25 protein-coding genes and 1 pseudogene are annotated in these 25,462 nt (G+C 71.7%); 10 read left to right on the top strand and 16 right to left on the bottom strand.

Annotated elements, in window-relative coordinates; all coding sequences use genetic code 11:
* Positions 1 to 2 precede the first annotated feature (2 nt).
* From ITJ54_RS07115 to ITJ54_RS07105, 3 genes are all read right to left on the bottom strand, one after another.
* A complete protein-coding gene (locus ITJ54_RS07115) occupies positions 3 to 611 on the bottom strand; it encodes a TetR/AcrR family transcriptional regulator (protein WP_194626857.1) in 609 nt (202 codons plus the stop codon).
* 95 nt (positions 612 to 706) lie between these two features.
* A complete protein-coding gene (locus ITJ54_RS07110; RefSeq protein WP_194626856.1) occupies positions 707 to 1,246 on the bottom strand; it encodes a MarR family winged helix-turn-helix transcriptional regulator in 540 nt (179 codons plus the stop codon).
* 71 nt (positions 1,247 to 1,317) lie between these two features.
* Positions 1,318 to 1,500, bottom strand: a complete 183-nt coding sequence (locus ITJ54_RS07105) for a hypothetical protein (RefSeq protein WP_194626855.1) — start codon at positions 1,498 to 1,500, stop codon at positions 1,318 to 1,320.
* 157 nt (positions 1,501 to 1,657) lie between these two features.
* Between ITJ54_RS07105 and ITJ54_RS07100 the strand changes: the two genes are divergently transcribed.
* On the top strand, positions 1,658 to 2,371 hold the full coding sequence (locus ITJ54_RS07100) for an SDR family NAD(P)-dependent oxidoreductase (protein WP_194626854.1): 714 nt from the start codon (positions 1,658 to 1,660) through the stop codon (positions 2,369 to 2,371).
* A 34-nt stretch (positions 2,372 to 2,405) separates the two neighbouring features.
* On the opposite strand, the gene ITJ54_RS07095 is transcribed toward ITJ54_RS07100, so the two are convergent.
* Positions 2,406 to 2,738, bottom strand: coding sequence for a hypothetical protein (locus ITJ54_RS07095; RefSeq protein WP_228508722.1), 333 nt, complete (start codon positions 2,736 to 2,738; stop codon positions 2,406 to 2,408).
* Here ITJ54_RS07095 and ITJ54_RS18455 point away from each other — a divergent pair.
* The 6 genes and pseudogenes from ITJ54_RS18455 to ITJ54_RS07070 form a co-directional block, all read left to right on the top strand.
* Positions 2,709 to 3,164, top strand: a pseudogene (locus ITJ54_RS18455) (alanine racemase); the annotation flags it as partial. The gene ITJ54_RS07095 and the pseudogene ITJ54_RS18455 sit on opposite strands and share 30 nt — an antisense overlap.
* A 121-nt stretch (positions 3,165 to 3,285) precedes the next feature.
* Positions 3,286 to 3,870, top strand: coding sequence for an alanine racemase (locus ITJ54_RS17865; RefSeq protein WP_323741621.1), 585 nt, complete (start codon positions 3,286 to 3,288; stop codon positions 3,868 to 3,870).
* On the top strand, positions 3,863 to 4,867 hold the full coding sequence (locus tag ITJ54_RS07085; RefSeq protein ID WP_194626853.1) for a D-alanine--D-alanine ligase family protein: 1,005 nt from the start codon (positions 3,863 to 3,865) through the stop codon (positions 4,865 to 4,867). Before ITJ54_RS17865 ends, ITJ54_RS07085 begins: the two co-directional genes overlap by 8 nt.
* On the top strand, positions 4,864 to 6,054 hold the full coding sequence (locus tag ITJ54_RS07080) for a sensor histidine kinase (RefSeq protein WP_323741620.1): 1,191 nt from the start codon (positions 4,864 to 4,866) through the stop codon (positions 6,052 to 6,054). The genes ITJ54_RS07085 and ITJ54_RS07080 overlap by 4 nt, the downstream gene beginning before the upstream one ends.
* The gene (locus tag ITJ54_RS07075; protein WP_194626852.1) at positions 6,051 to 6,719 is read left to right on the top strand and encodes a response regulator; all 669 of its coding nucleotides are present in this window, start codon (positions 6,051 to 6,053) and stop codon (positions 6,717 to 6,719) included. The genes ITJ54_RS07080 and ITJ54_RS07075 overlap by 4 nt, the downstream gene beginning before the upstream one ends.
* A gap of 82 nt (positions 6,720 to 6,801) precedes the next feature.
* Complete coding sequence (locus tag ITJ54_RS07070) at positions 6,802 to 7,200, top strand: hypothetical protein (protein WP_228508720.1); 399 nt, start codon at positions 6,802 to 6,804, stop codon at positions 7,198 to 7,200.
* Positions 7,201 to 7,210: 10 nt separating this feature from the next.
* Here the strand turns inward: ITJ54_RS07070 and ITJ54_RS07065 are convergent, their stop codons facing one another.
* The 8 genes from ITJ54_RS07065 to ITJ54_RS07030 all read right to left on the bottom strand — a co-directional run bounded on the left by ITJ54_RS07065 (position 7,211) and on the right by ITJ54_RS07030 (position 17,381).
* A complete protein-coding gene (locus ITJ54_RS07065; protein ID WP_194626851.1) occupies positions 7,211 to 8,164 on the bottom strand; it encodes a 3-hydroxyacyl-CoA dehydrogenase family protein in 954 nt (317 codons plus the stop codon).
* Positions 8,161 to 9,201 carry a sugar phosphate isomerase/epimerase family protein gene (locus ITJ54_RS07060; RefSeq protein ID WP_194626850.1) on the bottom strand — a complete coding sequence of 347 codons (1,041 nt, stop codon included), beginning with the start codon at positions 9,199 to 9,201 and terminating at the stop codon, positions 8,161 to 8,163. Before ITJ54_RS07060 ends, ITJ54_RS07065 begins: the two co-directional genes overlap by 4 nt.
* Positions 9,202 to 9,407: 206 nt before the next feature.
* Positions 9,408 to 9,737 (bottom strand): hypothetical protein, encoded by a 330-nt coding sequence (locus ITJ54_RS07055; protein ID WP_194626849.1) that lies wholly within the window; start codon positions 9,735 to 9,737, stop codon positions 9,408 to 9,410.
* A gap of 188 nt (positions 9,738 to 9,925) precedes the next feature.
* Positions 9,926 to 10,243: a transcriptional regulator gene (locus ITJ54_RS07050; RefSeq protein WP_194626847.1), complete on the bottom strand. Its 318-nt coding sequence runs from the start codon at positions 10,241 to 10,243 to the stop codon at positions 9,926 to 9,928.
* A 69-nt stretch (positions 10,244 to 10,312) separates the two neighbouring features.
* Positions 10,313 to 11,029, bottom strand: a complete 717-nt coding sequence (locus tag ITJ54_RS07045; RefSeq protein WP_194626845.1) for a GntR family transcriptional regulator — start codon at positions 11,027 to 11,029, stop codon at positions 10,313 to 10,315.
* Between the two features lie 42 nt (positions 11,030 to 11,071).
* Complete coding sequence (locus ITJ54_RS18265) at positions 11,072 to 13,024, bottom strand: S9 family peptidase (protein WP_323741619.1); 1,953 nt, start codon at positions 13,022 to 13,024, stop codon at positions 11,072 to 11,074.
* Entirely contained in the window at positions 13,021 to 14,832 is a 1,812-nt protein-coding gene (locus ITJ54_RS07035) for an N-acetylglutaminylglutamine amidotransferase (RefSeq protein ID WP_194626843.1), read from the bottom strand. Before ITJ54_RS07035 ends, ITJ54_RS18265 begins: the two co-directional genes overlap by 4 nt.
* Positions 14,832 to 17,381, bottom strand: a complete 2,550-nt coding sequence (locus tag ITJ54_RS07030) for a carboxylate--amine ligase/circularly permuted type 2 ATP-grasp protein (protein ID WP_194626841.1) — start codon at positions 17,379 to 17,381, stop codon at positions 14,832 to 14,834. The genes ITJ54_RS07035 and ITJ54_RS07030 overlap by 1 nt, the downstream gene beginning before the upstream one ends.
* A 165-nt stretch (positions 17,382 to 17,546) precedes the next feature.
* Between ITJ54_RS07030 and ITJ54_RS07025 the strand changes: the two genes are divergently transcribed.
* The 3 genes from ITJ54_RS07025 (at position 17,547) to ITJ54_RS07015 (ending at position 20,835) form a co-directional block, all read left to right on the top strand.
* Positions 17,547 to 18,896 carry an alpha/beta fold hydrolase gene (locus ITJ54_RS07025; protein WP_194626839.1) on the top strand — a complete coding sequence of 450 codons (1,350 nt, stop codon included), beginning with the start codon at positions 17,547 to 17,549 and terminating at the stop codon, positions 18,894 to 18,896.
* On the top strand, positions 18,893 to 20,482 hold the full coding sequence (locus ITJ54_RS07020) for a GMC family oxidoreductase (RefSeq protein ID WP_194626837.1): 1,590 nt from the start codon (positions 18,893 to 18,895) through the stop codon (positions 20,480 to 20,482). Before ITJ54_RS07025 ends, ITJ54_RS07020 begins: the two co-directional genes overlap by 4 nt.
* 179 nt (positions 20,483 to 20,661) lie before the next feature.
* Positions 20,662 to 20,835 (top strand): hypothetical protein, encoded by a 174-nt coding sequence (locus tag ITJ54_RS07015; protein WP_194626835.1) that lies wholly within the window; start codon positions 20,662 to 20,664, stop codon positions 20,833 to 20,835.
* A 422-nt stretch (positions 20,836 to 21,257) separates the two neighbouring features.
* Here the strand turns inward: ITJ54_RS07015 and ITJ54_RS07010 are convergent, their stop codons facing one another.
* The 4 genes from ITJ54_RS07010 to ITJ54_RS06995 are packed head-to-tail and all read right to left on the bottom strand — an operon-like array spanning position 21,258 to position 25,451.
* Positions 21,258 to 22,136, bottom strand: coding sequence for an ABC transporter permease (locus ITJ54_RS07010; RefSeq protein ID WP_194626833.1), 879 nt, complete (start codon positions 22,134 to 22,136; stop codon positions 21,258 to 21,260).
* Positions 22,133 to 23,053 carry an ABC transporter permease gene (locus tag ITJ54_RS07005; protein WP_228508716.1) on the bottom strand — a complete coding sequence of 307 codons (921 nt, stop codon included), beginning with the start codon at positions 23,051 to 23,053 and terminating at the stop codon, positions 22,133 to 22,135. Before ITJ54_RS07005 ends, ITJ54_RS07010 begins: the two co-directional genes overlap by 4 nt.
* Positions 23,050 to 24,270 (bottom strand): ABC transporter substrate-binding protein, encoded by a 1,221-nt coding sequence (locus ITJ54_RS07000; RefSeq protein ID WP_194626831.1) that lies wholly within the window; start codon positions 24,268 to 24,270, stop codon positions 23,050 to 23,052. Before ITJ54_RS07000 ends, ITJ54_RS07005 begins: the two co-directional genes overlap by 4 nt.
* The gene (locus ITJ54_RS06995) at positions 24,267 to 25,451 is read right to left on the bottom strand and encodes an ABC transporter ATP-binding protein (protein ID WP_194626829.1); all 1,185 of its coding nucleotides are present in this window, start codon (positions 25,449 to 25,451) and stop codon (positions 24,267 to 24,269) included. The genes ITJ54_RS07000 and ITJ54_RS06995 overlap by 4 nt, the downstream gene beginning before the upstream one ends.
* Positions 25,452 to 25,462 lie beyond the last annotated feature (11 nt).

Genomic DNA, 25,462 nt, shown 5'->3' with positions numbered 1-25,462 from the left:
CGTCAGGACGCGGGCGGGGGGACGAGCTGCTCGAGCAGGCGCAGGACCCGCTCGCCGTCGACGGCGTCCGGGTCGAGCAGCCACTGCACCTGCAGCCCGTCGGACGCCGCGATGCTCAGGGACGCCAGGTCCGTGGGGTCGAGGTCGGCCCGGATCCGGCCGAGGTCCTGGTCGCGCTGGATCAGCAGGGCGAGCTCCGACCGCAACCGCGCGAAGCGCTCGCGCATGAAGTCGCTCGTGGCCGGGTGCCCCTCGCCGACGGCGTCCGCGGCCAGGGTCGTGTAGAGCTGCACGAGCCCGGGCACCTCGCGGTTGCGCCTGGCGCTGTCCCGCATGTCGCCGATCGCCGACGCCAACCGGTCGGGCGAGTTCTGCTCGCGCACCTCGTGCTCGCGGTAGACCGCCAGCAGCAGCTCGTCACGCGAGGGGAAGTAGTGCCGCAGTGCGGCGTGCGTGATGCCGAGCGCCTCGGCCACGGAGCGCAACGAGGACGCGTCGACGCCCTGCTCGGCGACCATCCGGATCATCTCGTCGAGGATCTGCACCCGCCGCTCGGCGCCCTTGCGGTACCCGCGTCGCGGAGCGGCGTCGGCGTCCTCGGCGGCGGTCATGCAGACAACTTACCGCTGGAAGGTTTCCGGTGGGGCAGAAGACGGGAGGCTCGTGGCGGCGCCGCCACGAGCCTCCTGTCCGGATCCTGGTCGCGTCAGCGAGCGCCCTCCGGCACCGTGTACTCGTCCTCGGGCTCCGGCACCGTCTCGGCGAGCGCCTCGACCACCTGGCCGAGCGCCCGGGTGACGGCCTCGTTCTCGGGGGCGGGCAGCCGGTCGAGGACCTCGACGACCACCTCGTGGAAGCGCGCGTACGAGGCGTCGATCTTGGCGGCCGCCTGCTCTGTCGGCTCGAGCACCTGCGCCCGGCGGTCGGTGGGGTGTGCGGTGCGGACGAGGTCGCCCTTCTCGACGAGGGTGTCGACGAGCTTCGTGACCGACGCGTTCGACACGGCGAGCATCACGGCGAGGTCCTTCGGCCCCATGGCGCGGTGGTCGCGGTGCGCCTGGAGCAGGTACCGGACGGCGAGGAACTCGTTCTTCGACAGGCCGCTCTCGGTGCGGGCATGTTCGATCTGCTGTTCCTCGGCGTGCTGCAGCCGGAGGATGGCCTCGACGGCGCGGCGGGCGGCGGTGGATCGGGGCTCGCGGGTGTAGAGGTGGTGGTGCTCGCGGCGGACGACGGTCAACGGCATGGGGTCAGGGACTCCGGGTGCTCAGGCGTGCTGGGTGCTCAGGCCGGTGGGTGCTCAGGGGTGCTCGGTGCTCAGGCGTGCTGGGCGGCGAAGAAGTCGGCGTAGGACGGCTCGGTCCGTGTCGAGAGCAGCGAGGGGTCCTCGATGCGGGCGTTGACGTACGCGGCGATCACGGCGGGGGCGGTGAGGCCGACGCGGGTGTGGGTGCCGAAGAGCGACGTGCTCCGCTGAGCCCCGTGGTACGTGCTGCGCATGTCTGGTTCCGCCTTCCTCGTCGTCGTGCCGTCCGGATCGGACGAGTGAGAGTCTTTCAGGACGTGAACGGTTCACGCAACGAACGGTTCGGCTGCTGTACGTTTCGCGCACCGAACTGCTCGGACGGTCGTGGCACCGGGGGCTAGCGTGACGGGCATGGACCTGCAGCTCAGTGACCGTGTCGCCCTCGTCGTCGGTGGGAAGGGCTACATCGGTGCCGCCGTGGCCGACCGCCTCCGGGCCGAGGGGGCGACCGTCGTGGTGGCCTCGCGGAGCGCGTCGGAGGACGGAGGTGTGGGACTCTCCGGGGTGGCGATCTCCGCGGTGGCGATGGACACCGCGGACCAGGCCTCGGTCGACGCCGGCGTCGCGCGGGTGCTCGCCGAGCACGGACGCATCGACGTGCTGGTCGTGACGGCGGCACCGAGCGCGCGCACGCTGGACCCGGCGAAGCGGTCGGACCCCGACCAGGTCGCACAGGCGGTCGACGGCAAGGCCCTCGGGTTCCTGCGGGTCGCGAACGCCGTCCTGCCGGCCCAACGGGACGCGGGCTTCGGCCGGGTCGTCGTGGTGAGCGGCCAGAACGCGTACCTGTCCGGCAACATCACGGCCTCGCTCCGGAACACCGCGGTGAACGTCATCGCGAAGAACCTGGCGGACGAGCTCGCCGGGTCGGGCGTCACGGTGAACGTCGTCAACCCGGGCACGGTCTCCGACGAGCCCGGTGCTGAGGTGCAGCGTGGTGCCGGTGGGGAGTCGAGCCCGACGCAGATCGCCGACCTGGTCGCGTTCCTGTCCTCGCCACTGTCGGCGGTGTCGGGCGAGTCGATCTCGATCGCGCACCGCGTGCTGGGGTCCGTCGTCATCTGAGTCGTGCTCTCCGGGACCGACTCGTGAGTCGATCTCACCCGGAGGGCTGAGTGGCTTCGACCCGCAGGACGATGCCCGCTGAAGGTCCCCTGCCGGACGCTTGTCCCATGACCAGCAGGACCACCAGGAGCACCGCCGCCACCCTCGTCGCCATCGTCGTCGTGATCGGGACGGCGTGCTGGGCGATCGACGGCAGCCACCCGACCGCGACCACGTCGTCGTCGATGTCGTCGTCCCCTTCCTCTTCTTCTTCTTCGTCGTCGTCGTCGTCCGGCTCGGCGCTCCCCCGCGGGGTCGTCACCGTCACCGTCGGCGCTCCCGCCGGCACGGTCGGCTGATGTCCGCGCCGTCCGAACTCGTCGTCCACGACGACGCGATCCGCGCGAACACCGCGTACTTCGCCGCGTTGACCGGCAACCGGCTGATGGCGGTGCTCAAGGCCGACGCGTTCGGGCACGGCGCCGTCGCCACGTCGGTCCTGGCGAGCGGCGCCACGTCGGTGGGCGTCGCCACGATCGACGAGGCCCTGGCCCTCCGCGCCGCCGGGGTCCGCGCCAGGATCCTCACCTGGCTGAACCCGCCGGACGCCGACTTCAGCGCGGCCGTCCTCGCCGACGTGGACGTCGCGGTGTCGAGCCCGGCGGTCCTGCACGCCGTGGGGCTCGCCGCGCTCGCGGTCCGCCAGCGCGCCCGGGTCCACCTGCACGTCGACGTCGGCATGGCCCGGGACGGCTCCCCCGCCGAGGCATGGCCGTCCCTGTGCGCACTCGCCCGCGAGTCCGAGGCGCTCGGGCTCGTCGGGGTCGTCGGGGTGATGGGGCACATGTCCTGCGCCGACCGGGCCGACCACCCGCGAGCGGCTGCTCTTCCGGAACGCGGTCCGCACGGCTCGGCGCAGCGGCCTGACGCCGTCCGTGACCCACCTCGCCGCGACCGCAGCGACCATCACCGGCGTCGCGGACGGCTTCGACCTGCACCGCATCGGCGCCGGCCTGTTCGGCATCGACCCGTCGGGCACCTCGTCGGCACTGCGTCCGGCCCTGTCGCTCACCACCCAGGTCGCCGCAGCACGGGAGGTCGAGCCCGGCACCGGCGTCGGGTACGGCCTGGACCACGTCGTGGACCGGCGGACGAACCTGGCGCTCCTGCCGATCGGCTACGGCGACGGGCTGCCCCGTGCGGCGTCCGAGCGGGCCGAGGTGTCCGTCCGCGGACGCCGGCGGCCCCTGGTGGGCCGGTTCTCGATGGACATGGTCGTCGTCGACACCGGGGACGACCGCCTGGACGCCGGGGAGACCGTCACGGTGTTCGGACCCGGCGCGGCCGGCGAGCCGACCGTGGCGGAGTGGGCCGCGTGGTCGGACACCATCGAGCACGAGATCGTGACGCGGATCGGGACGCGGGTGGCACGTGTCCACCGCTCGACGGCGGTCGGCCGTCCGACGACGGACGACACCGACGCTGCGCCGGCCCGCACCCTGGAGGCACTCGGTGCATGACGCCCAGCAGACCGTCGCCGTGATCGGCGGCGGCGCCAACGACGAGCACGACGTCTCCCTCGCCTCGGCCGCAGCGGTCGCCCGGGCGCTCCGGGAGCTCGGACACGACGCGGTCCCGCTCACGATCGACCGGTCCGGTGGGTGGGTCGACGAGCACGGTACTGCGCTGACCCCGACCGAGGCGGTGACCGTGCTGACGTCGTCTGACGTGGCGTTCCCCGTCCTGCACGGCGTCGGTGGTGAGGACGGTGCGATCGCCGGACTCCTCGGGCTGCTCGGTGTGCCGTTCGTCGGGTCGCCCGTCCGCGCCGGGGCACTCGGGATGGACAAGTGGGTGACGAAGACGATCGCCGAGGCGGTGGGCATCCGCACGGCGCCCGGCCAGCTCGTGCACCGGGACGACACCGCAGGACGGGGTGGGGCTCGTGACGACCTCCCCGCCATCGCCGTCCCGCTGCCCGTCGTGGTCAAGCCGACGACGGGTGGTTCCAGCAACGGCGTCTCCGTCGTGCAGGACGTCGCCGACCTCGGCCTCGCCCTGGACCGGGCGTTCTCGGCCGGCGAGCACGCGCTCGTCGAGGCCTTCGTCACCGGACGCGAGGTCGACATCGCGCTGTTCCGCGACCGCGACGGCGTCGTGCGTGCCGGTTCGACGCTCGAGATCGGTGTCGGCCCCGGCGACGTCTTCGGTCGCGAACAGAAGTACGACGGCTCGGCCGACTTCACGGTGCCCGCCCGGATCAGCGCCGAGGAGCACGCCAGGCTCGAGCAGGCAGCACGGACGCTCTACGACGTGCTCGGCTGTGCCGGGGTCGCCCGGTTCGACTTCTTCGTGACCCCCGCCGGTGTCGTGCTGAACGAGGTGAACACGGCGCCGGGCTTCACCGAGCAGTCCCAGGTCCCCCGGATGTTCGCCGCGGCGGGCCTGTCCTACGTCGATCTCGTGGCCGCCCTGCTCGCGACGACCGGACGCGCCCGTGCGATGATCACGTGGTGACGGATCGGCGGGGGTTCATCAGGGCACTCGCGCCCGGTTCCGTCGTCATCGACCTGGCGCTCGGGCTCGTCGCCGGCCTGGTGTTCATCGCACCGGTCGACGTCCAGCTCGAACAGGCGAGCACGTGGGCGGTCGTGCTCGCCGTCGTCGCCATCGCCGTGCGTCGGGTCTCCCCCTCGGGCTCGATGTTCGCAGTCGTCGTGCTGGGCGCCGTGCAGGTCATCGGCTCCGAGCGGCCGTCGCTGGTCGACATCGCGCTCTACGTCGTCATCGGCACGACGGTCATCGTCGGCAACAAGGTCGAGGTCGTCCTGTCGGGCATCCTGGCCGTCGTCGCCGGCGTCGGTGCGACCGTGTACCTCGCGACCACCGGCTTCCGGTTCGCCCTGCTGGTCAACGGGCCGATCGACCAGGCCCTGGTCGCCCTCGCCGCCCCGGTCGCGTCGCTGCTCGTCGTGTGGGCGACCGGCCTCGCGGTCCGCTCGCTGACGTCGCGCAACCGCGAGTCCGCGCTCCGCGTGCGTGAGTCCGAACTCCGCGTGCAGGCCGAGGAGGTCGCGACGCGCGCCGTCGACGAAGCGGAGTCGGAGCGCATCCGTGGTGCCATCGCCCGGGACGTCCACGACGTCGTCGGGCACTCCCTCGCCGTCATCATCGCGCAGGCCGACTCGGTCCCGTTCCTGCACGACGAGGCCCGCATCCGCGAGGTCAGCGCCACCATCGCCAGCACCGCCCGTAGCTCCCTGCTCGAGGTCCGACAGGTGCTCGGGCACATCGACGGCACCGGCGACCGCGTCGACCCGGGCTCGCTCGAGGAGATCGTGCAGGGCATCCGCGACGCCGGCGTCCAGGTCGACCGCACGGTCCGCGGCACCCCGAGGGCCATGCGCTCGGACACCGGCACCGCGATCCGCCGCGTGCTGCAGGAGATGCTCACGAACGCCCTGCGGCACGGCGCTCCCGGTCAGCCCGTCACGGTCCGCGAGACCTGGCGCTCCGGCGACGTCGTGCTCGAGGTCGAGAACGTCGTCGGCACCGGCGCGACCGGCGGCTCCGGCCGGGGCATCGTCGGCATGCGCTCCCGCCTCACCGCGCTCGACGGGTCGTTCGACGCGGCGGTCGTCGAGGACGTCTTCGCCGCCCGTGCCCGTGTGCCGCTCGACATCGACGAAGGAGTCACCCTGTGACCACGCCCATCCGGATCCTGTTGACGGACGACCAGGCACTGTTCCGCGCAGGCCTCCGCGTGGTCCTCGACGCGCAGGAGGACATGGAGGTCGTCGGTGAGGCCTCCGACGGCGCCGAGGCCCTGACACTGGTCACCGAGCTGCACCCGGACATCGTGCTGCTCGACATGCGCATGCCGCGGATGGACGGCCTCGAGACCGTCCGCCGACTGTTCGACGGCGCCTTCCCCGAACCCCTGCCCAGGGTGATCGTGCTCACGACCTTCGGCCTCGACCCCGCCGCCGCCACCGCGATCCGGCTCGGCGCGAGCGGGTTCCTGCTCAAGGACGCGACGCCGTCGTTCCTGTTCGCCGCGGTCCGGGCCGTGCACGAGGGCAGTTCGGTGATCGCGCCGAACGACCTCGCGCAGCTCTTCGGGCAGGACGTCGAACGGGCACCGACCCCGCAGCCCGCCGAGTTCGGCACCCTGACCGAGCGGGAGCGGATCGTCTTCGGCTGGGCGGCGCGGGGCCTGTCGAACAGCGAGATCTCGGCGCGCGAGTTCGTCACCGAGTCCACGGTGAAGACCCAGCTCAGCAGCGTGCTCGGCAAGCTCGGGCTGCGCGACCGGGTGCAGCTCGTCGTCTACGCGAACGACCACGGGCTCGCCGGCGCCCGGGAGTGACACCGCTCAGTCCTGTGCGGATCGCGCGGCGGCTGGACGACCGTCTCCCGTCCCGCGCGAAGATGGACGGAGGGAGGGACCGATGAAACACATCCGGTACGACAACACGACGATCCTGACCGGCGACGACATCGCCGACGCGGTGATCGAGTACGCGGCTGCCCTCTCCGGCGGCGACCGAGCCGACACCGTCGCGGTGCCGTCGATCGCCCCGGACGGCACGCGCACCACGACGAAGATCCTGATCGGCCCGACCAGCGAGCTCGTGGTCGAGGACGCCGACGACGACCAGCTCGAGGACGAGGACGGCGACTTCGTCGAACGCCTCCGCGCTGCCGCCCGGACCTTCGGTCACGCCGAGCCGATCCATGCCAGCACCCGCTCCGACCTCAAGGACGTCGGGTCGAGCAACGCGGACGACCGGGCCGACGCCGAGACGAGCCGCACGGACGCGTCGGAGGACTCGCCCGCCAGCCGTTGACCCGCCGCCCTCAGTGGATCGGCGCCGGGCCGAGCTCGTCCAGCAGCTTCTGCATGGCGACGTAGGCGCGGTTGCGGTAGGCGACGAGCTCCGGCGTGCGGTCGGCCGGCACCTGCAGGTACCCGGCACCGGACTTCGTGCCGAGCTCCCCGGCATCGACGTGCTGCTGCAGCGAGGGCGGCGTCGCGAAGCGCTCGGGCCAGCGGGTCTGCAGCGACTCGAAGCAGAACGCGTAGACGTCGAGCCCGGCCATGTCGGCGATCGCGAACGGGCCGAAGAACGGCAGGCGGAACCCGAACGTCGTCCGGACGATCGTGTCGATGTCGTCGGGGGTCGCGATGCCCTCGTCCGCGATCTTCGTCGCCTCCTCGAACAGGGCGTACTGCAGCCGGTTGAGCACGAACCCGGTGGAGTCCTTGACCCGCGCGGACTGCTTGCCCGTCGCGGCGACGACGGCCTCGGCGACCTGCACCGCGTGGTCCCCCGTGGTCGGGTGCGGGATGAGCTCGACGCCCGGGATGAACGGCGCGGGGTTGGAGAAGTGCACCCCGAGGAACCGCTCGGGACCGGTGACGGCCTCGGCGAGGGACTCGATGAGGATGGTCGACGTGTTCGAACCGATCACCGCGTCCGGCCGGGCCGCCGCCGTGATGCGTCGGAGGGTCTCGTGCTTGATCGCGAGCTTCTCGGGCACCGCCTCCTCGATGAAGTCAGCCGTGGCCACCGCGTCTTCGATGCTCTCGGCGGCGCTGAGGTGCTCGCGCACCCGCTCGACGGCGTCAGCGGGGAAGAGCCCGTCGTCGACGAACTGCTGCGTCTCGACGAGCAGCCGGGCGAGGTTCTGCCGGGCGATCTCGCCCGAGACGTCGGCGATGTGGACGGTGTGGCCGGCGAGCGCGAGGACCTGCGCGATCCCGCCGCCCATGTAGCCGGATCCGACGACGGCGATTTCGAGGGTGCTCATCGGACTGCTCCTTCAGTGGTGGTGACGGCGGGCATGCGGGTGGACTGGCGGGTGCCGGTGGTCTCGTCGAACTTCGCGGTGGCGAGGACGGACCGGATGTAGCGCTGGTTCGTGGCGCAGACACCGAGGCTGTCCCCGCCGTACTGCTCGGTCATGAAGATGCCGCGGAAGCCGTTCGCCACGGCGTCGCGGAGCACCTGGCGGTAGTTGATGAGCCCGGTCTCCATCGTGCTCGGCACGCTCGTCGCCCAGCTCCCGTCGCCGGCTTCGTCACGCGTGTAGTTCTTCACGTGCAGGTAGTTCGTGTACGGGAGCGTCTTGGCGAAGAGCTCCCGCCAGTCCTCGACCGGACGGTGCAGGCGGATCAGGTTCGCGACGTCCGCGTTCAGGCCGACGGTGTCGAGCCCGATGTCCTCGATCAGGCGCACGGCGCTGTCCGCGGTGCCGAGGTAGGTGTCCTCGTACATCTCGAGCGCCATCGGGAGCCCGACCGATGCCGCGTGCTCCCCCAGTTCGCGGAGACGTGAGACCGCGGCCTGCCACACCTCGGGGTCGTCGGGGTCCTTCGGGCCCTGCGCGGTCCAGAACCAGAGCGCCCGCTTCTGGGCGTCGTTGAACGGCTGGTGCAGCCCCGTCGAGAAGACCTGCATGCCCCACTCGGCCGCCGCGTCGATCGTGCGGTGCGCGTAGGCGAGGTTGTCCTCCTCGTGCCCGGGCTGGATGACGCTGCGACGCTGCAGGTGCACCGACGGGATGCCGACGCCGTGGGACCGCGCGATCGCCAGGAACTCGTCGCGGCGTGAGACCTCGAGGTCCGCGGGGCGGATGTGGCTGTCCGCGACCTCCGCGAGCGAGAAGCCCGCAGCTGCCACCTGCCCGAGGATGTCGTCCCAGACCTCGGGAGCGGCATCGTGCACCGCGACCCCGTCGCGCCCCACGGCCGGGAACCCGTGGAGACAGGCGGCGATCGGCCACGTCTCGGCGGTCCAGGTGGTCGTGTCCCAGTCCTGCTGGACCCAGTCCTGTGCGTGGTTCACGGGATGCTCCTCTGCATGTCGAGGCTCGTCATCGAACCTCTTTCCTATAGGAAAGATACCGCTTCCATGCCATGCCGCAACCAGCGATCTCCATGTTGTTGAACAATCGACCAAACCCCCCGTCCGGGGGCTCCGAACTAGACCGGGCTCGGAGGATCAGGACGCCCGTGCCGCTGACCCGAACCTCGGCACGGGCGTCCGCCGGTTCAGCCCCCGTGCGACGCGTCGATCTCCTCGGCCCAGGACACGATCCGAGAACGCAGTGCGGTCAGTTCGGATCCGGTGGTGCCGTAGTCGGCGAAGCGTCCGTCCCGGATGCGTGTCACCCGCCGGAGTTGCGCGGAGTACACGGACCGGTCGAACCCGTCGTCGCGACCTTCCGCCATCCGCAGCAAGGCCTCGTCCGAGAACCGACCCGACCTCCGGATGGCATCGACGTCGATGAAGTCGCGAGCCTCCAGACGGTTGTAGATCGCGCCGACCTTGCTCCCCACGGCGTCCTCGACCGCGAGTACGGGCCCGACCTGCAGCGACACCGGTTCAGTGCTCCGCCAGTCAACCGCGAGGTCGACATCGACCGCCAGCCCTTCCGGGGTCGTCAACCGCAGCTGGGCGAACGACTCGTACCGACGGACCTCCTCGACCAGGTACCCCTCGCCCGCAGCGCCGCGCTGGTGACACGGCGCTGGACGTCCGTGGTGTCCTCGGTCATGGGCTGATGGACTCAGGCGGTCAGCGCGGGGAACCGCGACTCCCAGGCCGACCGGGCCCGCCCGGGCAGGAGCAGCGCCGACCAGACCACTCGGAGCCGCTCCGGGTTCACGATCGCCACGAGGTCCTCGATCCGGCCCTCCTGGATCACCGACTGGTACGCCTTCTCGATGCCGTCGTCGGTGTCGACGTCGACGACGGGGTTGGGGCCCCAGTACACGTTCAACGGGAGCTCCATGACGCCGTGCTCCGGTCCTCGGAGGTCCTCGAGACGGTCGGGCAGCGCGTACGGCTTCACGTCGCTGTAGAGCACGCGCTTGCTCGTCGTCATGTCAGGACCTCCTCAGACCAAGGGTACGGACCAGGACGGCCACGTGCCAGAGCACGGGCGTCCGCCGGTTCAGCCCCCGTGCGACGCGTCCGACCGCGACCGCAGCCGCACGGCGTCGATGTGCGCACGCATCGCCTCGACGGCGGACGCGAGGTCGACCGCCAGGGCGTCGACGATCGTCCGGTGCTCCTGCACGGCACGGTCGGTGTCGTCGTCGCCGCCCTCGACGATCTGGCGCATCCGGTGCACCCGCGTCGTGATGACCTCGGACATCTCCTGCAGGAACGGGTTCCGCGTCGCGTCGAAGAGCACCTGGTGGAACTGCCAGTCGCTGCGGAAGAACCGTGCCATCAGCTCCTCGGACGCCGCTGCCACCCCGACCACGGCGATCTCCTCGACGACGGCCGACTGCTCGGCGAGCGCCGACCCGAGCCGGGTCCGCAGCGCGGCGACGTCCCCGCGTGCGGCGAGCTCGACGGCGCCGCTCTCGACGACGAGCCGGGCGTCGAACAGTGCCTCGAGCTGCTCCCCCTGCAGCGGCGGGGCGACCCGGTAGCCCTTGTTGGCCTCGCGGACGACGAGTCCGGTGCGCTCGAGCTGCACGAGGGCCTCGCGCACGGGGGTCGGGGAGACGCCGAGCGTCCGGGCGAGTCCGTCGATCGACAGCCGCATGCCGGGTTCGACGTCGTGCCCCATCAAGACGTCGAGCACCCGGTCGTAGACGCGGTCACGGAGCCCGCGCTGCGTGATGCGCTCCGCACCGAAGCCGGGCATCGTCGTGGTCACGCCCTCGATCCTAGAGAATCCACGATGCGCGGCCGCACCCGCTCACGCCAGGCGGGACGCCAGGAACTCGACCATGCGCCGCACGAGCAGCGCCTGGGACGACCGACGGCGGTACTCGTGCCCCTCGCCCGCGAGCTCCAGGTAGCCGACGTCGTGCGACCGCTCCCGCAGCGCGGCGACGACCTGGTGCGCCTCGCCGATCGGCACGTTCGTGTCGAGTTCGCCGTGCACGACGAGCAGCGGCGCCGTGACCTCGTCGATCGCCCGCATCGGCGACAGGGCCTCCAGCAGTGCGGCGTCGTCCACGGGGTGGCCGTACTTCGTCGCCGCCGCTGCCGCGATCCACGGCTCGGTGTCCCGGTAGAACGTGGCGAAGTCGCTCATCCCGCACACCATGACCCCGGCCGCGAACACGTCGGGCGTGAAGGCCAGGGACGCGAGCGTGGCGTAGCCGCCGTAGGAGCGGCCCTCGACCGCCACGCGGGACCGGTCGGCCAGGTCGTTCGTCACGAGCCACCTGGCGCAGTCGACGACGTCCGCGAGCGCGTTCCACCGCAGCCCGAGGTCGTCGGCGTGCACGAACTCGTGCCCGGACCCGGACGAGCCACGGATGTTCGGGGCGAACACCGTGATGCCCGCCGCGGCGAGCGCCTGGTGCTGCGCGGAGAACGTCGGCCGCTCCTGCGACTCCGGTCCGCCGTGCAGGTGGATCATCGCTGCGCGGACTGGAGGCTCGACCCCCGTCCCGACGCCGGTCCCGGTCGACGACACGGCCGGCTCCACCGCCCGGTACAGCCACCCGGTCAGCTCGAGTCCGTCCCGTGCCCGCACGCGTTCCAGCGTCGGCTCGACGAGAGCGACAGCGGGCAGGTCGGGCACGTCGGTGACGCGGCTCCAGGTCAGGGCGTTCGTGTCGAGGCGCCAGAGCTCCCGCGGGTGGGTCGGCCCCTCCACCGCGAGCAGGACGCTCCGGCCGTCACGGCTGAGCACGGGGTCCGTGACGACCTCGCCGGGCAGGTCGGGCACGGGGGTGCGCGAGGCGTCGTGCGTGTTGATGAGCTCGAGCTCGCTGCGGCCGTCGACGTTCCAGCCGAGCAGCACCGTGCGGCCGGCGTCGTCGGCGTCCAGGAACTCGAGTTCGCCGTCGGGTCGGGCGACGATGCTCCTGGGTCGTCCGCGCCACCCGTGCGGGCCGACGGGCTGCGCGACGAGCTGGCGTCGGGGTGCGCCGGCCTCGGTGGCGACGTAGGCGACGAGCGGGCTGGTCTCGCTGGCGGGCGACGGGCGCATGAAGGCGATCTCGGCCGAGCCGGACGGCGGGTCGATGAGGAGCGGGTGGTCCTCGTCGGTGAGGCGGTCCACGACGACGACGAACTCGCGGCCGCGCTGCCCGTCGCGCAGCACCACGAGGCGCTCCTCGACGGAGAGGTCGAGGACGTGGATGAGCTCGCCGAGGGCCAGGTCGTCGCGGTCGCCGGACACGGGGTCGACGAGGTAGGCGCGGGCGGGCTGGTCGGCCTCGGTGGAGGGCAGCGTGATGACCACCCGGTGCCCGCTGCGGCTCCACGGCCCGAGTTCGGCGTGCTGGTACCGGGACCCGGCGATCTGCGCGGGGTCGGTGCCGTCGGGTCGGACCACCCAGACCTGCTGCTTCACGCCGCCGTCGGTCGCGATGGCCACGGCGAGCCACTCGCCGTCGGACGACCACGAGACGCGGATGACGGGGTCGTCGCTCAGCGTGATCCGGGTCGGCTCGGGCAGGGGTCCGTCGACGACGACGTCCTGCACGAAGACCTCGGGCGTGCCGTGTCGGTCGCTGACGAAGGCCACACGGCGGGCGTTCCGTGTCATGGTCGGGCCCCACGAGCCCCAGGCGGCGGTGAGCCGCTCGCCGAGGTCAGCGGCGGAGCCGGCCACGGAGTCGGAGCCGGCCACGGACCGGACGTGCGGTGCGGGTGCGACGGAGGTCGAGCCTCCCGGCCGGGTCTCGCTCACCGCACCCCCTGCTGCTGCAGCCACATCTCGATCAGGCCGAGCTGCCACAGTGCGTTCGCGCCGATCTCGGTCCTGGTCGTGTTCGGGTCCTGGAGCATCCGCTCGACCGTACCCGGGTCGAAGAGCCCGCGTTCCCGCGCCTCCGGGGCGTGCAGGGCCTGGCGGACCCGTTCCAGGTACGGGCCCTCGAGCTGCCGGATCGCCGGCACCGGGAAGTAGCCCTTGGTGCGGTCGATGACGGCGTCGGGGACGATGCCGCGCGCCGCGCGCTTCATGACGCCCTTGCCGCCGTCGGCGAGCTTGAGCGCCGGCGGGATCTGGCCGGCGAGCTCGACGAACTCGTGGTCCAGGAACGGCACGCGGGCCTCGAGTCCCCACGCCATGGTCATGTTGTCGACGCGCTTCACCGGGTCGTCCACGAGCATGATCGTGGTGTCGCTCCGCAGCGCGGCGTCGACGCTCGTCTCGGCTCCTGGGCGGGCGAACTCCTGGTCGACGAAGGCCGACGGGGTGTCGTCGTCGCTCCGCCAGCGCTCCCCGAGCAGGTCCTGCAGGGACGCCCACCGGCGGTCCATGAAGACGGACCGGTACGCCTCGGCGGCCTGGTCGCGCGGGACGTCGGCGAGCGGCGGGTACCAGCTGTAGCCGCCGAGGACCTCGTCGGCGCCCTGGCCGGACTGCACGACCTTGACGTGCTGCGAGACCTCCTGCGACAGCAGCCAGAACGCCACGCAGTCGTGGCTGACCATCGGTTCGCTCATCGCGGCGATCGACCCGTCGATGCCGTCGAGCAGGCGGTCGGAGGGGATCCGGATCCGGTGGTGGTCGGTGCCGAAGTGGCGCGCGACCTCGTCGGAGTACTCGAACTCGTCGCCGGACTCCCCGCCGGCCGACTCGAAGCCGATGCTGAACGTGGCGAGGTCCTGCTGGCCGGCCTCGGCGAGCAGCGCGACCACGAGGGACGAGTCGATGCCGCCGGAGAGCAGCACACCGACCGGCACGTCGGCGACCATGCGGCGCTCGACGGCCGTGCGGAGCGAGTCGATGAAGGCCTGCTGCCAGTCCGCGTCGGACCAGTCCGCCTTCGCGGGGTCGCGCTCGAAGCGCGGCTCCCAGTAGGTGGTGTCCGTGCTGGTGCCGTCGGGCTCGACGACCCGCACGGTCGCGGGCGGGAGCTTGCCGACGCCGGACAGGATCGTGCGCGGTGCCGGGACGATCGAGTGGAAGGTCATGTACGACGCCAGCGCGACCGGGTCGACCGAGGTGTCGACGGCGTGCGCGGAGGTGCCGGCGTCGTTCCGGTCACCGGCGAGGATCGCGGGCAGCGAGCTGGCGAACCGCAGGCCGCCGGGCACCGCGGCGACGTAGAGCGGCTTGATGCCGAGTCGGTCGCGCGCCAGGACGAGCCGCCCGCTGCCGTGCTCCCAGATCGCGATGGCGAACATCCCGATCAGGTGCTCGACGAACGCGGTGCCCCACTCGGCGTACGCGGTGACGATCACCTCGGTGTCGGACGTCGAGAAGAAGGTGTGGCCCTTGCCGTGTAGTTCGTCGCGCAGCTGCCGGTAGTTGTAGACCATGCCGTTGTAGGTGATCGTCAGGCCGAGCCGCGGCACGACCATCGGCTGCGCACCGGCGGTCGACAGGTCCACGATCGACAGCCGACGGTGCCCGAGGGCCACCGGCCCGCGTGCCCAGAGTCCGTCGCCGTCGGGACCGCGGTGCGCCAGGCACGCCGTCATCCGCGCGACCGCCCCGACGTCGGGAGCGGTGCCGTCGAACCGGATCTCGCCCGCGAGCCCGCACATCAGCGTTCCCCTGTCGTCCCGATGATCCAGGTGTCCTTCGCGCCGCCGCCCCGCGAGGAGTTCACGACCATGCTGCCCTCGGGTGCGACGCGGGTGAGTGCGACGTCGGCGAGGTGGGTGTCGTCCGGACCGGTGCCCGTGACGTAGACGAACGCGCGCAGGTCGACGTGCCGCGGGTCGAGTCCCGCCGGACCGATGGTCGGGTGCGACGAGAGCTGCACGACCTCTTGTCCGACCCAGCCGGCCGGGTCCGCCGCGATCTCCCGCCGGCGTTCGGCGACCTCGGGCGCACTCGCGCTCGGCCCGATGAGGACACCGCGCCCGCCCTCGCCGTCGACGGGCTTCGTCACGAGCTCCCCGACGCGGTCGAGCACGGACAGCCGCTCGCCCTCGATGCTGGTGCGGTAGGTCGGCACGGACTCGAGCAGCGGCTTCTCCTCGAGGTAGTACCAGATCAGGTCCGGCACGTTGACGTACATCGCCTTGTCGTCGACGAGGGCGTTGCCGGGCGCGTTGGCCAGGTAGACGCGACCCGCCGCGGCCGCGTCGAGGACCTGCGCGCCGAGGTCCGGCGCGTGGTCGCTCGTCAGGGCGCGAACGTCGCGGTCGACCCGCAGGTACAGCGCGTCCAGCACGTCGCCGGTCGCCGCCTCGACGACGTGGCCGTCCCGGACGGTCAGGTCCGACTCGGTCAGGAGGCGCATCCCGGCCCCGTCGGACAGGCGGCGGTGCTCGTACCAGGCGCCGGCGGCGGGGCCGTCCGTCACCAGTGCCAGGACCGGGTCCTGGTTGCCGGTCACGGCAGCGGCGTTCCGCCGCAGGGTCTCGCGGAGGAGCGCCGGGACGCCGGACGGGTCGCGGAGTCGGTCGGGCCGCGGTGCGTCGGGCACCACGTCGTCCATCAGCTCGCGGAGCGCCAGGCCGTACGCGACACCTGAGGGCGAGCGGACGTTGTCCTCGAGCACCCGCCAGCCGCCGAACTCGTTGCGGACCAGGTCGAAGCCCATCACCGGGGCGCGGACGGCGTGCTGCGGGAGGCGCTCGGCGTCCGCGTCCCAGCCGTTCTTGCCGACCACGTCGTGCTCGTCCATCGCGCCGTCGGCCACGATCCGGCGTGGACCGTAGGCGTCGCGGAGGAACAGCTCGATCGCCCGTGCCCGCTGCCCGAGACCCTGCTCCAGCTGCGCCCACTCGTACGCACTGACCGTGCGGGGGACGAGGTCGCAGCCGAACTGCTGCACGCCGCCGTCGACGACGAACCCGACCTCGTGCTCGCGCGTCCAGACGTCGCGGGCGGTGCAGTGCTCGATGGTCGCGTCGGCGTCCCAGCCGCGGAAGAACGCGGCCAGGTCGCGGAAGGCCGGACGGGGACGGGCACCGGGGCCGACGGCTTCGTCACCGGCACGGACCCGGTACGACGGGATCGCGACGGTCGGGTGCTCGTCACGGCCGGACGGCGTGCCGGCGGTGTCCTCGACGACCTGGGCCACGACGTCGTCGAGCTCCCCGCGCTCGGCGTACGCCGTGCGCTGCCGGTCGGTGGAGTTGCCGCGCGCCAGGGTGTCCTCGAGCAGGCTGCTCACGGTGCCCCAGTCGCCGAGCTCCTCGAGCTCCGGGCGCAGGCGGGAGACGAGCTGACGGACGGCGACCTCGGCGGGCAGCCGCTCCGGGTGCTGACCGAGGCCGAGCAGTTCGCCGCTGAGCCCGCTGCGCGCCGCCTGCCACATCGCCGCACGGTGCAGCGGTTCGCTCCGGGGATGGCACTCGGCGCCGGACTCGATCGCGAGCTCAGCACGACGGACCGATGCGCGGAACAGCCCGGCGATCAGGACCGCGTCGTCGACGACGGGGGTGGCGTCGCAGACCCGGAGCTCGAGCGTCGGGGCGTGCGAGGACGGCCGCACGTCGAAGTACGCCATCTTCTTGTCCGCGATCACGCCCGAGGCGATGAGGTCGTCGAGCACGCGGTCGTACTCGGCGGCGTCCTCGACCCGCCCGAAGCTGCCGGCGGACGGCCAGCGCTGCCAGATGATGCTCCGGAAGGACGCGTACCCGGTGTCCTGCCCGTTCCAGAACGGACTCGACGCGCTGAGCGCCAGCAGCACCGGGAGCACCGGAGCCACACGCTGGGCGATCTGCACCGCCAGGTCGCGGTCGCTCACCCCGACGTGCACCTGCAGGCCGCAGATGAGCTGTTCGTCGACGAGCATCCGGTACTGCTCCTGCATGCGGCCGTAGCGGCCACCCGAGGTCAGTTCGAAGTCGGCGTACTCGGACCGGGGCGCCGTGCCGACCGCGGCGATGGTGACACCCGCCGGGGCGATGGCCGCGGAGAGCTCGCTCCGCAGGTCGACGATCACCCGCCGCAGGTCGTCGAGCGTCGTCACCACCGGGGTGTTCGTCTCGATGGTCGTGCGCTGCAGTTCGGCGCCGAAGCGATCGGCTGGCAGCTTGGGGAGAAGGCGGGGGGCCTTCGCGGAAAGTCGGCCGGACTCGAGGTCGATGAGGTGCAGCTCTTCCTCGGCGCCGAGCGTCAGCTCTGCACTCATGTCTGGAACCTACCGAAGGGACACCCGGGTGCGCCTGCGTCCTGCGAGATCGTCTCGCGCCCGTAACAAACGAGCGTCACGTGTCCTACGGAGACCGTCGCCGTCGCGGGCTGTGGGGTACAGGCGCGCTGGGAGCGAGCGCCCTCGGCACCGTAGAAACGAGGGATGACGGCAACTGCGTTCTGCCTCCACGCCCTCGGGTCGAGTTCCGAGGAGTTCGCGACGCTCCGCGCCCGACTCGCTGGCACCCTCGACCTGATCGGCATCGACCTGCCCGGCTTCGGCCGGAGCTCTGCCGTCACCGGGACGACCGTCGAGGAGATGGCCGAGCTCGTCGAGCGGGCGGTCGGCCGCAGCGGGGCCACCGAGTGGGTGCTGATCGGGCACTCGATGGGCGGCAAGGTCGCCTCGGTCGTGGCGTCGCGGACGATCGACGGCTCGAACGGCCTGTTCGGGCTGCGCGCCGTGGTCCTGCTCGCCGCGTCGCCGCTCTCACCCGAGCCCATGGACGACGAGCGCCGCACCACCATGCTCGGCTGGGCCGCCGACGGCGAGATCGGCGCGGACGAGGCCGACACCTTCGTCGAGGCGAACACCGACTCCCGGCTGCCCCCGGAGCCGCACGCGATGGCCGTGCACGACGTCCAGCGGGCCGACCCCCGTGCCTGGACCGACTGGCTGGTCCGCGGCAGCCGCGAGGACTGGTCCACCCAGTTCCCGCCGAACCCGGTGCCGGCACTGGTCCTGGCCGGTGTGGGCGACGGTGACCTCGGCCCGGAGGCCCAGCGGGAGCTGAACCTGCCGCACTGGACCGCCGGCGAGTTCGACGTCGTCCCCGGTGCCGCGCACCTGCTGCCGTGGGAACGTCCCGACGAGGTCGCCCAGCGCATCCGCGCCTTCTGGGAACGCCGTGTCGCGCCCAGCCCCGTCGTCCCGGCGTCGAGCGTCCGCATCCTCGCCTCGCCCCGGGTCAGCGCTCGGACCCGCGGCATCCTGGCCGTCCGCTCGCTGCCCGACGACCCGGGCGCCGCGCCGAAGGCCCTGTCGTCCGCGCAGCTCGAGACGCTCCGGGCGCTCGCCCGCGTCGTCGTGCCACAGCCCGGCGACCGGTCCATCGACCTCGCGCTCCGCGTCGACGCCCAGCTCGCAGCGGGGCTCGGCGACGGCTGGCGCCCGGACGGCCTGCCGGTGGACGTCGAGGCCTACCGCGCCGGACTCGACGCGCTCGCACCCGAAGCCGCACGGTCCGACGAGCACTTCGCCACCGTGCTCGACGCCGTCACCGCGGGCGAGCACACCCCGGCAGCCGGCCCCTTCGACGCCGAGCAGCTCCGTGCCTGGGCCGAGGACGCCGCGGTCGACCTGGCGAAGCACTGGGTCACACACCCGGCCACGATGGCCGACATCGACTACGACGGCTTCGCCAACGGTGGCGACGGCGTCCGCAAACAGGGCTTCCTGCTCCTCGGAGCCGGGCAGCGCGAAGCATGGGAACCGGCGGGAGCCACACGATGAACCTGACCAACCAGCGCCGGTACGACGAGGACGACATCGTCGACGTGGTCGTCGTCGGGACCGGGGCCGGCGGCGCCCCGCTGCTCGCGACCCTGGCCCGCAAGGGCCTGCGGGTCGTCGCGCTCGAGGCCGGCCCGAACACCGAGCCCGGTGACCACACCCCGGACGAGGTCGAGGCGCCAGCAGACATCAACTGGATGGACGAGCGCATCAGCGGCGGCGGCGCTCCCACGGCGTTCGGCCCGAACAACAGCGGCACCGGTGTCGGCGGGTCGACGCTGCACTGGGGCGCGTTCACCCCGCGGCCGAACGAGCACGACATCCACCTGCGCACCGACTCGGGCGAAGGCGAGGACTGGCCGATCGAGCACGCCGACCTGGTCCGGTACATCGAGCAGGCCGAGCACGACGTGGGCGTCGCCGGTCCTGCGCACTACCCGTGGGACCCCGCGCGCCGGTACCTGATGGGACCGCCCGCCCGGAACGCCTCCTCGGACATGATGATCCGCGGTGCCGCCGAGGTCGGGATCACGGCGACCGACGCCCCGGTCGGGCTCACGACCGAGGACCGGATGCAGGAGCACCACGGCCTGCGGCAGGCGTGCGTCGCGTGCGGGTCCTGCCACCAGGGCTGCCGGAACGGCGCGAAGGTCTCGATGGACACGACCTACCTGCCCGCCGCCGTGGCCTTCGGCGCCGAGATCCGACCGGGTGCGTTCGTGCACGGCATCGAGCTCGACGCCCGCGGTGAGGTCGAGGCCGTCGTCTACCGCCAGGACGGCCGCGACCACCGGCAGCGGTGCCGGTCCCTCGTGCTCGCAGCCGGCGGGATCGAGACGCCGCGCCTGCTCCTCCACACCGGCCTCGCGAACAGCAGCGGCCAGGTCGGACGCAACTTCACCGCCCACGGAGCGACCCAGGTCTGGGCGAAGTTCGACGAGTCGATGCGGTCGTACCGCGGCTACCCGTCGTCGATCATCACCGAGGACTTCATCCGTCCCGAGGGCGCCGACTTCGCCGGGGGGTACCTCATCCAGAGCCTCGGCGCACAGCCGCAGACACTGACGACGTCACTCGTGCGCGGCGGCGGACTCCGCGGCGCTGCCCTCGTGCGGGCGATCCAGGACTACCCGTACATGGCCGGCGTCGGGATCAACGCCGAGTGCCTGCCGTACGACGACAACCGGCTCGTGCTCTCCGACGAGCTCGACGGCAACGGGGTGCCGAAGGCCCGCGTCAGCTTCTCGCCGGGCGACAACGAGGCCGCGATCACCCGGCACGCCGTCCGCACGATGACCGCGATCGTCGAGGCCGCCGGTGGCCGCGACGTCCGCGTGCTCGACCGCACGGCGCACACCGTCGGCACGGCGCGGATGGGAACCGACGCGGCGAGCTCGGTCGTGGACGCCGCCGGCCGGTCGTGGGACGTCCCCAACCTGTGGATCGTGGACAACTCGGTGTTCCCGAGCTCCCTCATCGCGAACCCGGCGCTGACGATCATGGCGCTGTCGCTCCGCACCGCTGACCGGATGCTGCGCGACGACGCCCAGGCCGACCGCGCGGAGGCAGAGCTCACCGCGGCCTGACGCGGGTTCGGGTAGGCCCTTCCCCGCGGCCCTTCCGCGTGCAGGAGGTCGAATCGCGCGTAGGGGGTCGGTTCTTCCGACCCCCTACGCGCGTTCCCGCTTCCCATCGCACCTGACATGGGTCGATCCGCGCGGGCGGTGTGTAGAGTCCGACCACGCATCGATGACAGGGGCCCGACATGACGACTGACCAGGACGTGACGGAAGCCCAGCGGACCGCACAGGTCGCGCTGTTCAAGCGCATCGAGGACATGGCGGAGCGGGCCACGAACGCGGTGTCCCTCGGGTACGTGGCTCGTGCCTACCGCTCGGCTGCCGGCGGCCCCCAGCCGAGCCACGACGACGCGGACTGAACCCCGCTGAAATACCACATAGGCTGGGGGTGTGGGGTGCGACACCGCCGGGTGGCGCCCCTGGGGCAAGCGTGAAGCCCACCACCGCAGCAACGGTGATGGGCTTCGAGTTGCTCTCCGAGTGGAAAGCCGAGGACGGACGTACCCGTCCCCGAGTCTGAACGCTCGGGTTCAGTGTAGTCAGGCTCCGGCCCGACTGCACGTCCGTCCCGGCCATCCGCTCCTCGTGTCCGCCGGCGCTGACACCGGAGGTGGTCTCGATGTCGAACGACACCGATCCCAAGCCCAGGCGTCAGGTGTCCTGGTTGGGGGTCGCGGGCTTGCTCGTGAACCTCGCCAGGCTCCTCGTCGACCTGGTCCGGAAGGACTGAGACACGGGCGCCCCGCGACGGCCATCACCGGCGCGGGGCGCTCCGCACGCCTCACCCCCGCGTGCGCGCCAACCGCCGGTTGAGCGCCCCGTTCAGCAGCGCGACGAGCAGCCCCACCGCGAACACCAGCGTCCCGAAGCACAGCACCTGCGGTGGCATGCCGGCCTTCGCGGCCCCGTACACGAACAGCGGGAAGGTCACGGAGGGTCCGGCGACGAACGAGGTGATCACGTAGTCGTCGATCGACATCGCGAGCGCCAACAGCCCCGCGGCGAGCATGCCCGGCGCCAGCAGCGGCAGCGTCACGAGCCGGAAGGCCTGCAGCGGCGTCGCACCGAGGTCGCTGGCCGCCTCCTCGAGCGCCCGCGACGTCCCCGCGATCCGCGCCCGCAGCACCACGACCACGTAGGCCACGTCGAACGCCACGTGCGTCAGCAGCACGGTGAGGAACCCCGTGCCCAGCCCGATGGACAGGAAGAACGACAGCGACGCCGACCCGACGACGATCGACGGCGCCGCGATGTCCGCGAAGACGACGCTGTTCACGACGCCACGGCCCGGGAACCGGTGGCGTTCGAGCGCCAGGGCGAGCGGCAGACCGATGGCGACGGAGACGACCGCCGCCAGGAACGCGACGACGACCGAGGTGACGAAGGCCTGTCCGAGCCCGGAGACGTTCACGAGGTTCGCGTACCAGTAGGTCGTGAACCCGTTCCACGCGAACGACAACCGGTTCGTCGGGGCGTCGTTGAACGAGTACACGATCATGTAGACGATGGGCACGAGCGTGACCGCGATGACGACCCAGTAGACGATCGCCAGCCACGGTCCACGCCGGTCCACACCGCGGCGTCGCGACCGGCCGGGCACGGACCCGGTGACCGGCGAGGTCGGCGCGGTGGACGAGCGGGACGGAGCGACGGCGGTCATACGAGGTCCTCGAGGTCGTCGGTGCCGGACACCCTGGCGTACACGAACAGGATGATGCCGAGCACGACCATGAGCACGGTCGACAGCGCTGCGGCCACGTTGTACTGCTGGTTGCCGGAGTAGGCGTCCTGGATCGCCTGCCCGATCGTGTACGTGTTCGTGCCACCGAGGAGCGCCGAGTTGACCGGGTCCCCGACGCAGTCGATGAACACGAGCAGCACCCCGGCGAAGACGCCCGACCGGGACAGCGGCAGCGTGGTGTGCCAGAACGCGCGGACCTTGCCCGCGTAGAGGTCGTTCGCGGCCTCGCCGAGTCGCGGGTCGATGCGCTCGAGCGCGGCGTAGATCGGCAGCACCATGAAGGCCAGGTCGTTGTACGCGTCGCCGAAGACCACCGCTCCGGACGTGCCGAGGATCTGGAAGTCCTTGCCGGCCAGCCCGATGCCCTGCAGCACGGTGACGACCGGCCCCTGCGACGCGAGCACGAACGCCCACATGTCGGTGCGGATGACGAACGACACCAGGAAGCTGACGAACACGAGCATCAGCAGCGGGCTCTTCCACCGCGCCGAGACCCGGAACGCGATGAAGTACGCAACTGGGTAACCGACGATGATGGTCACCAGGGTCGCAGCCAGGCCGTACCAGAGCGACCGGAGCAGGAACGTCAGGTAGGGCACCTGCGGGTCGACGAAGAGCGCGGAGTAGACCCCGAAGTTCCACGTGAACGTGTAGCCGTCGTCCGGGTTGCCCGACATGAGCGACACGATCAGCCCGGAGAGCAGCGGGATCACGAAGAACACCGCCAGGTACGCGGTCCCGACGAGCGCGAGCAGGAACGGCGTGCTGCGTCGCCGCCCCCGCCGCACCGGCGCGGCCGGGGCACCCAGACCGGGAGCGGTCCCGAGCGCGGTCACGACTGCACCACCGCGTTGAAGACGCTGTTCCACTCCGAGTACTCGTCGTAGTTCTGGAAGACCCGGAACTCGTGCGACGCCGCCAGCACGGACTCGGACGGGAACACCAGCGGGCTGTCCGCGACGGCGGCGTCGTCGAGCTCGTCGCGCACGTAGTCCTCGGCCGCAGGCACGGGGCACACGTAGTTGACGTAGTCCTCGACGATCCCGGCGATCCGCGGCGTGTAGTAGAAGTCCATCCAGGCGAGGGCCGACACGGGGTTCGCGGCCTGGCGCGGGATCATCATGTTGTCGTGCCAGGTCATCTGGCCCTCGTCCGGTGTGACGAACTCCAGGTCCGGGAACCCCGACTGCTGCGCCTGGAACACGTCGCCCGACCACGCCTGGGTGATCCAGGTGTCGCCGTTCTCCAACCGGTTGATGTAGCTCTGGTCGTAGAACCCCGAGACGCTCGGTCGGAGTTCCCGGAGCCAGGCCTGCGCCTTCCTCCAGTCGGCCGGAGTGCTGTCCTCCGGGGGGATGCCGAGCGCCAGCAGCGCGAGCGATCCCAGCTCGGTGTTGTCGCTCATCAGCCCGATGCGGCCCTTGAACGCCGGGTCCTTGAGGTCCTCGAACGAGGTGATCCTCCGACCGGTGTACTTGGGGTTGTACGCGAGCCCGGTGAACCCGGTCTGCCAGACGACGGTGTGCGCGTTGCCCGGGTCGTAGTTCGGGTCCTTCACCGAGTCCGAGGCGTACTTCGCGAAGTTCGGCAGCCGACTGTGGTCGAGCTCGCAGACGAAACCGTTCTTGATCATCTCGGTGAGTTCGTACCCGTTCGTCATCACGACGACGTCGTACCCGGTGCCACCGTGCGCCCGGAGGATCGGGGAGACGGTCGCGTAGAACGTCGCGTTGTCCTGGATGACGGCCTGGTAGTCGATGTCGATCCCGGTCTCCTCGCGGAAGAGCGCGAGGGACTCGGACTTGCCGTGGTCGGAGTCGATGTAGAGCGGCCAGTTCGCGAAGTTCAGCTCGCCGGTCGGCTTCGCCGCCTTCCAGAACGCCGCCCAGTCGACGTCGGTGTCGGCCGAAGCGGCGGACCCCTTGATGCTGCAGCCGGTCAGGAGCGCGGCGAGCGCGGCGGCGCCTCCGCCAGCGAGCAGGCCACGTCGGCTCACGCGGGCGGACGTCAGTCCGCGCAGCAGGTCGGGGCTCGGTGCCGGCTCGCGGCTCACCGGGTCGCTCCCACCGTCTCGACCGCCGGGAGGCCCGGTGCGGGCTGGGTGGTGACCGTCGCGTCGGACGCGGGGGGAGCCTCCAGGCCGAAGCCGTGGTCGACGCCCCACGTGAGCCAGACCTCCGTGCCGGTGGCGACCCGCGGACCGCCCTTGGAGTTCTGCGCGAAGACGGCGACGCGTCCGGCGCCGGGGACCTCCACCAGGTACTGGGTGCTGACCCCGGAGAAGGAGACGTCGACAACTCGACCCGGTCCGAGGATGTTGCGGCCGGCCTCCTCCTCCGGTCGGACGATGCGGACCTTGAGCTTCTCGGGGCGCACACCGACGACGACACGGCCGGTGGTCGCGACGGCGCGGTCCGCCGGGACGGCGATCGTGCCAGCTGCCGTGGCGACGACGAGCAGGCCGCGCTCGGTGCCGCGGACCTCGCCCTCGAGCAGGTTCGACTGCCCGAGGAAGTTGGCGACGAACGCGGTGCGCGGCAGCTCGTAGAGGTCCTCGGGGCTGCCCATCTGCTCGATGCGCCCACCGTTCATGACGGCGACCGTGTCGGCCATCGTCATCGCCTCCTCCTGGTCGTGGGTGACGTGGAGGAAGGTCAGGCCGACCTCGGCCTGGATCGTCTTCAGCTCGAGCTGCATCTGGTGGCGGAGCTGCAGGTCGAGCGCACCGAGCGGTTCGTCGAGCAGCAGGAGCGCCGGTCGGTTGACGATCGCGCGGGCCAGGGCGACCCGCTGCTGCATGCCGCCGGACAGCTGGGCCGGGCGCTTGCCGGCGGAGCCCTCGAGCTCGACCAGGCGCAGGGCCTCCATCGCCTTCGTCATCGGGTCCGGGATGCGGCGGCGCTTCAGCCCGAAGGCGACGTTGTCGAGCACGCTCATGTGCGGGAACAGCGCGTAGTTCTGGAACACGGTGTTGACGGGCCGCTGGTACGGCTTCGTGTCGGTGACGTCCTTGCCACCCAGCAGGATGCTGCCACTGGTGGGCTCCTCCAACCCGGCGACCAGGCGCAGCGTGGTGGTCTTGCCGCAGCCGGACGGACCGAGCAGGGCGAAGAACGAGCCGGCCGGCACGGTCAGGTCGAGGGCGTCGACCGCGGTGTGCCCGGGGAACGACTTCGTGATCTGTTCGAGCCGGAGGTCGGCCCCGGATTCGGCGAACGTGCCGGTCATTGCCATGGTGCCTCCTG

Source organism: Curtobacterium sp. VKM Ac-2865, from assembly GCF_015350905.1.
GTDB lineage: Bacteria > Actinomycetota > Actinomycetes > Actinomycetales > Microbacteriaceae > Curtobacterium.
Note: the sequence above shows the minus strand (reverse complement) of the source record. Positions and strands in the feature narration are given on the sequence as shown.

Coding starts and splice junctions, on each gene's coding strand:
- ITJ54_RS07115 (WP_194626857.1), bottom strand. CDS start 611: ATGACCGCCGCCGAGGACGCCGACGCCGCTCCGCGACGCGGGTACCGC.
- ITJ54_RS07110 (WP_194626856.1), bottom strand. CDS start 1,246: ATGCCGTTGACCGTCGTCCGCCGCGAGCACCACCACCTCTACACCCGC.
- ITJ54_RS07105 (WP_194626855.1), bottom strand. CDS start 1,500: ATGCGCAGCACGTACCACGGGGCTCAGCGGAGCACGTCGCTCTTCGGC.
- ITJ54_RS07100 (WP_194626854.1), top strand. CDS start 1,658: ATGGACCTGCAGCTCAGTGACCGTGTCGCCCTCGTCGTCGGTGGGAAG.
- ITJ54_RS07070 (WP_228508720.1), top strand. CDS start 6,802: ATGAAACACATCCGGTACGACAACACGACGATCCTGACCGGCGACGAC.
- ITJ54_RS07065 (WP_194626851.1), bottom strand. CDS start 8,164: ATGAGCACCCTCGAAATCGCCGTCGTCGGATCCGGCTACATGGGCGGC.
- ITJ54_RS07050 (WP_194626847.1), bottom strand. CDS start 10,243: ATGACGACGAGCAAGCGCGTGCTCTACAGCGACGTGAAGCCGTACGCG.
- ITJ54_RS07035 (WP_194626843.1), bottom strand. CDS start 14,832: ATGTGCGGGCTCGCGGGCGAGATCCGGTTCGACGGCACCGCTCCCGAC.
- ITJ54_RS07030 (WP_194626841.1), bottom strand. CDS start 17,381: ATGAGTGCAGAGCTGACGCTCGGCGCCGAGGAAGAGCTGCACCTCATC.
- ITJ54_RS07025 (WP_194626839.1), top strand. CDS start 17,547: ATGACGGCAACTGCGTTCTGCCTCCACGCCCTCGGGTCGAGTTCCGAG.
- ITJ54_RS07020 (WP_194626837.1), top strand. CDS start 18,893: ATGAACCTGACCAACCAGCGCCGGTACGACGAGGACGACATCGTCGAC.
- ITJ54_RS07015 (WP_194626835.1), top strand. CDS start 20,662: ATGACGACTGACCAGGACGTGACGGAAGCCCAGCGGACCGCACAGGTC.
- ITJ54_RS07010 (WP_194626833.1), bottom strand. CDS start 22,136: ATGACCGCCGTCGCTCCGTCCCGCTCGTCCACCGCGCCGACCTCGCCG.
- ITJ54_RS06995 (WP_194626829.1), bottom strand. CDS start 25,451: ATGGCAATGACCGGCACGTTCGCCGAATCCGGGGCCGACCTCCGGCTC.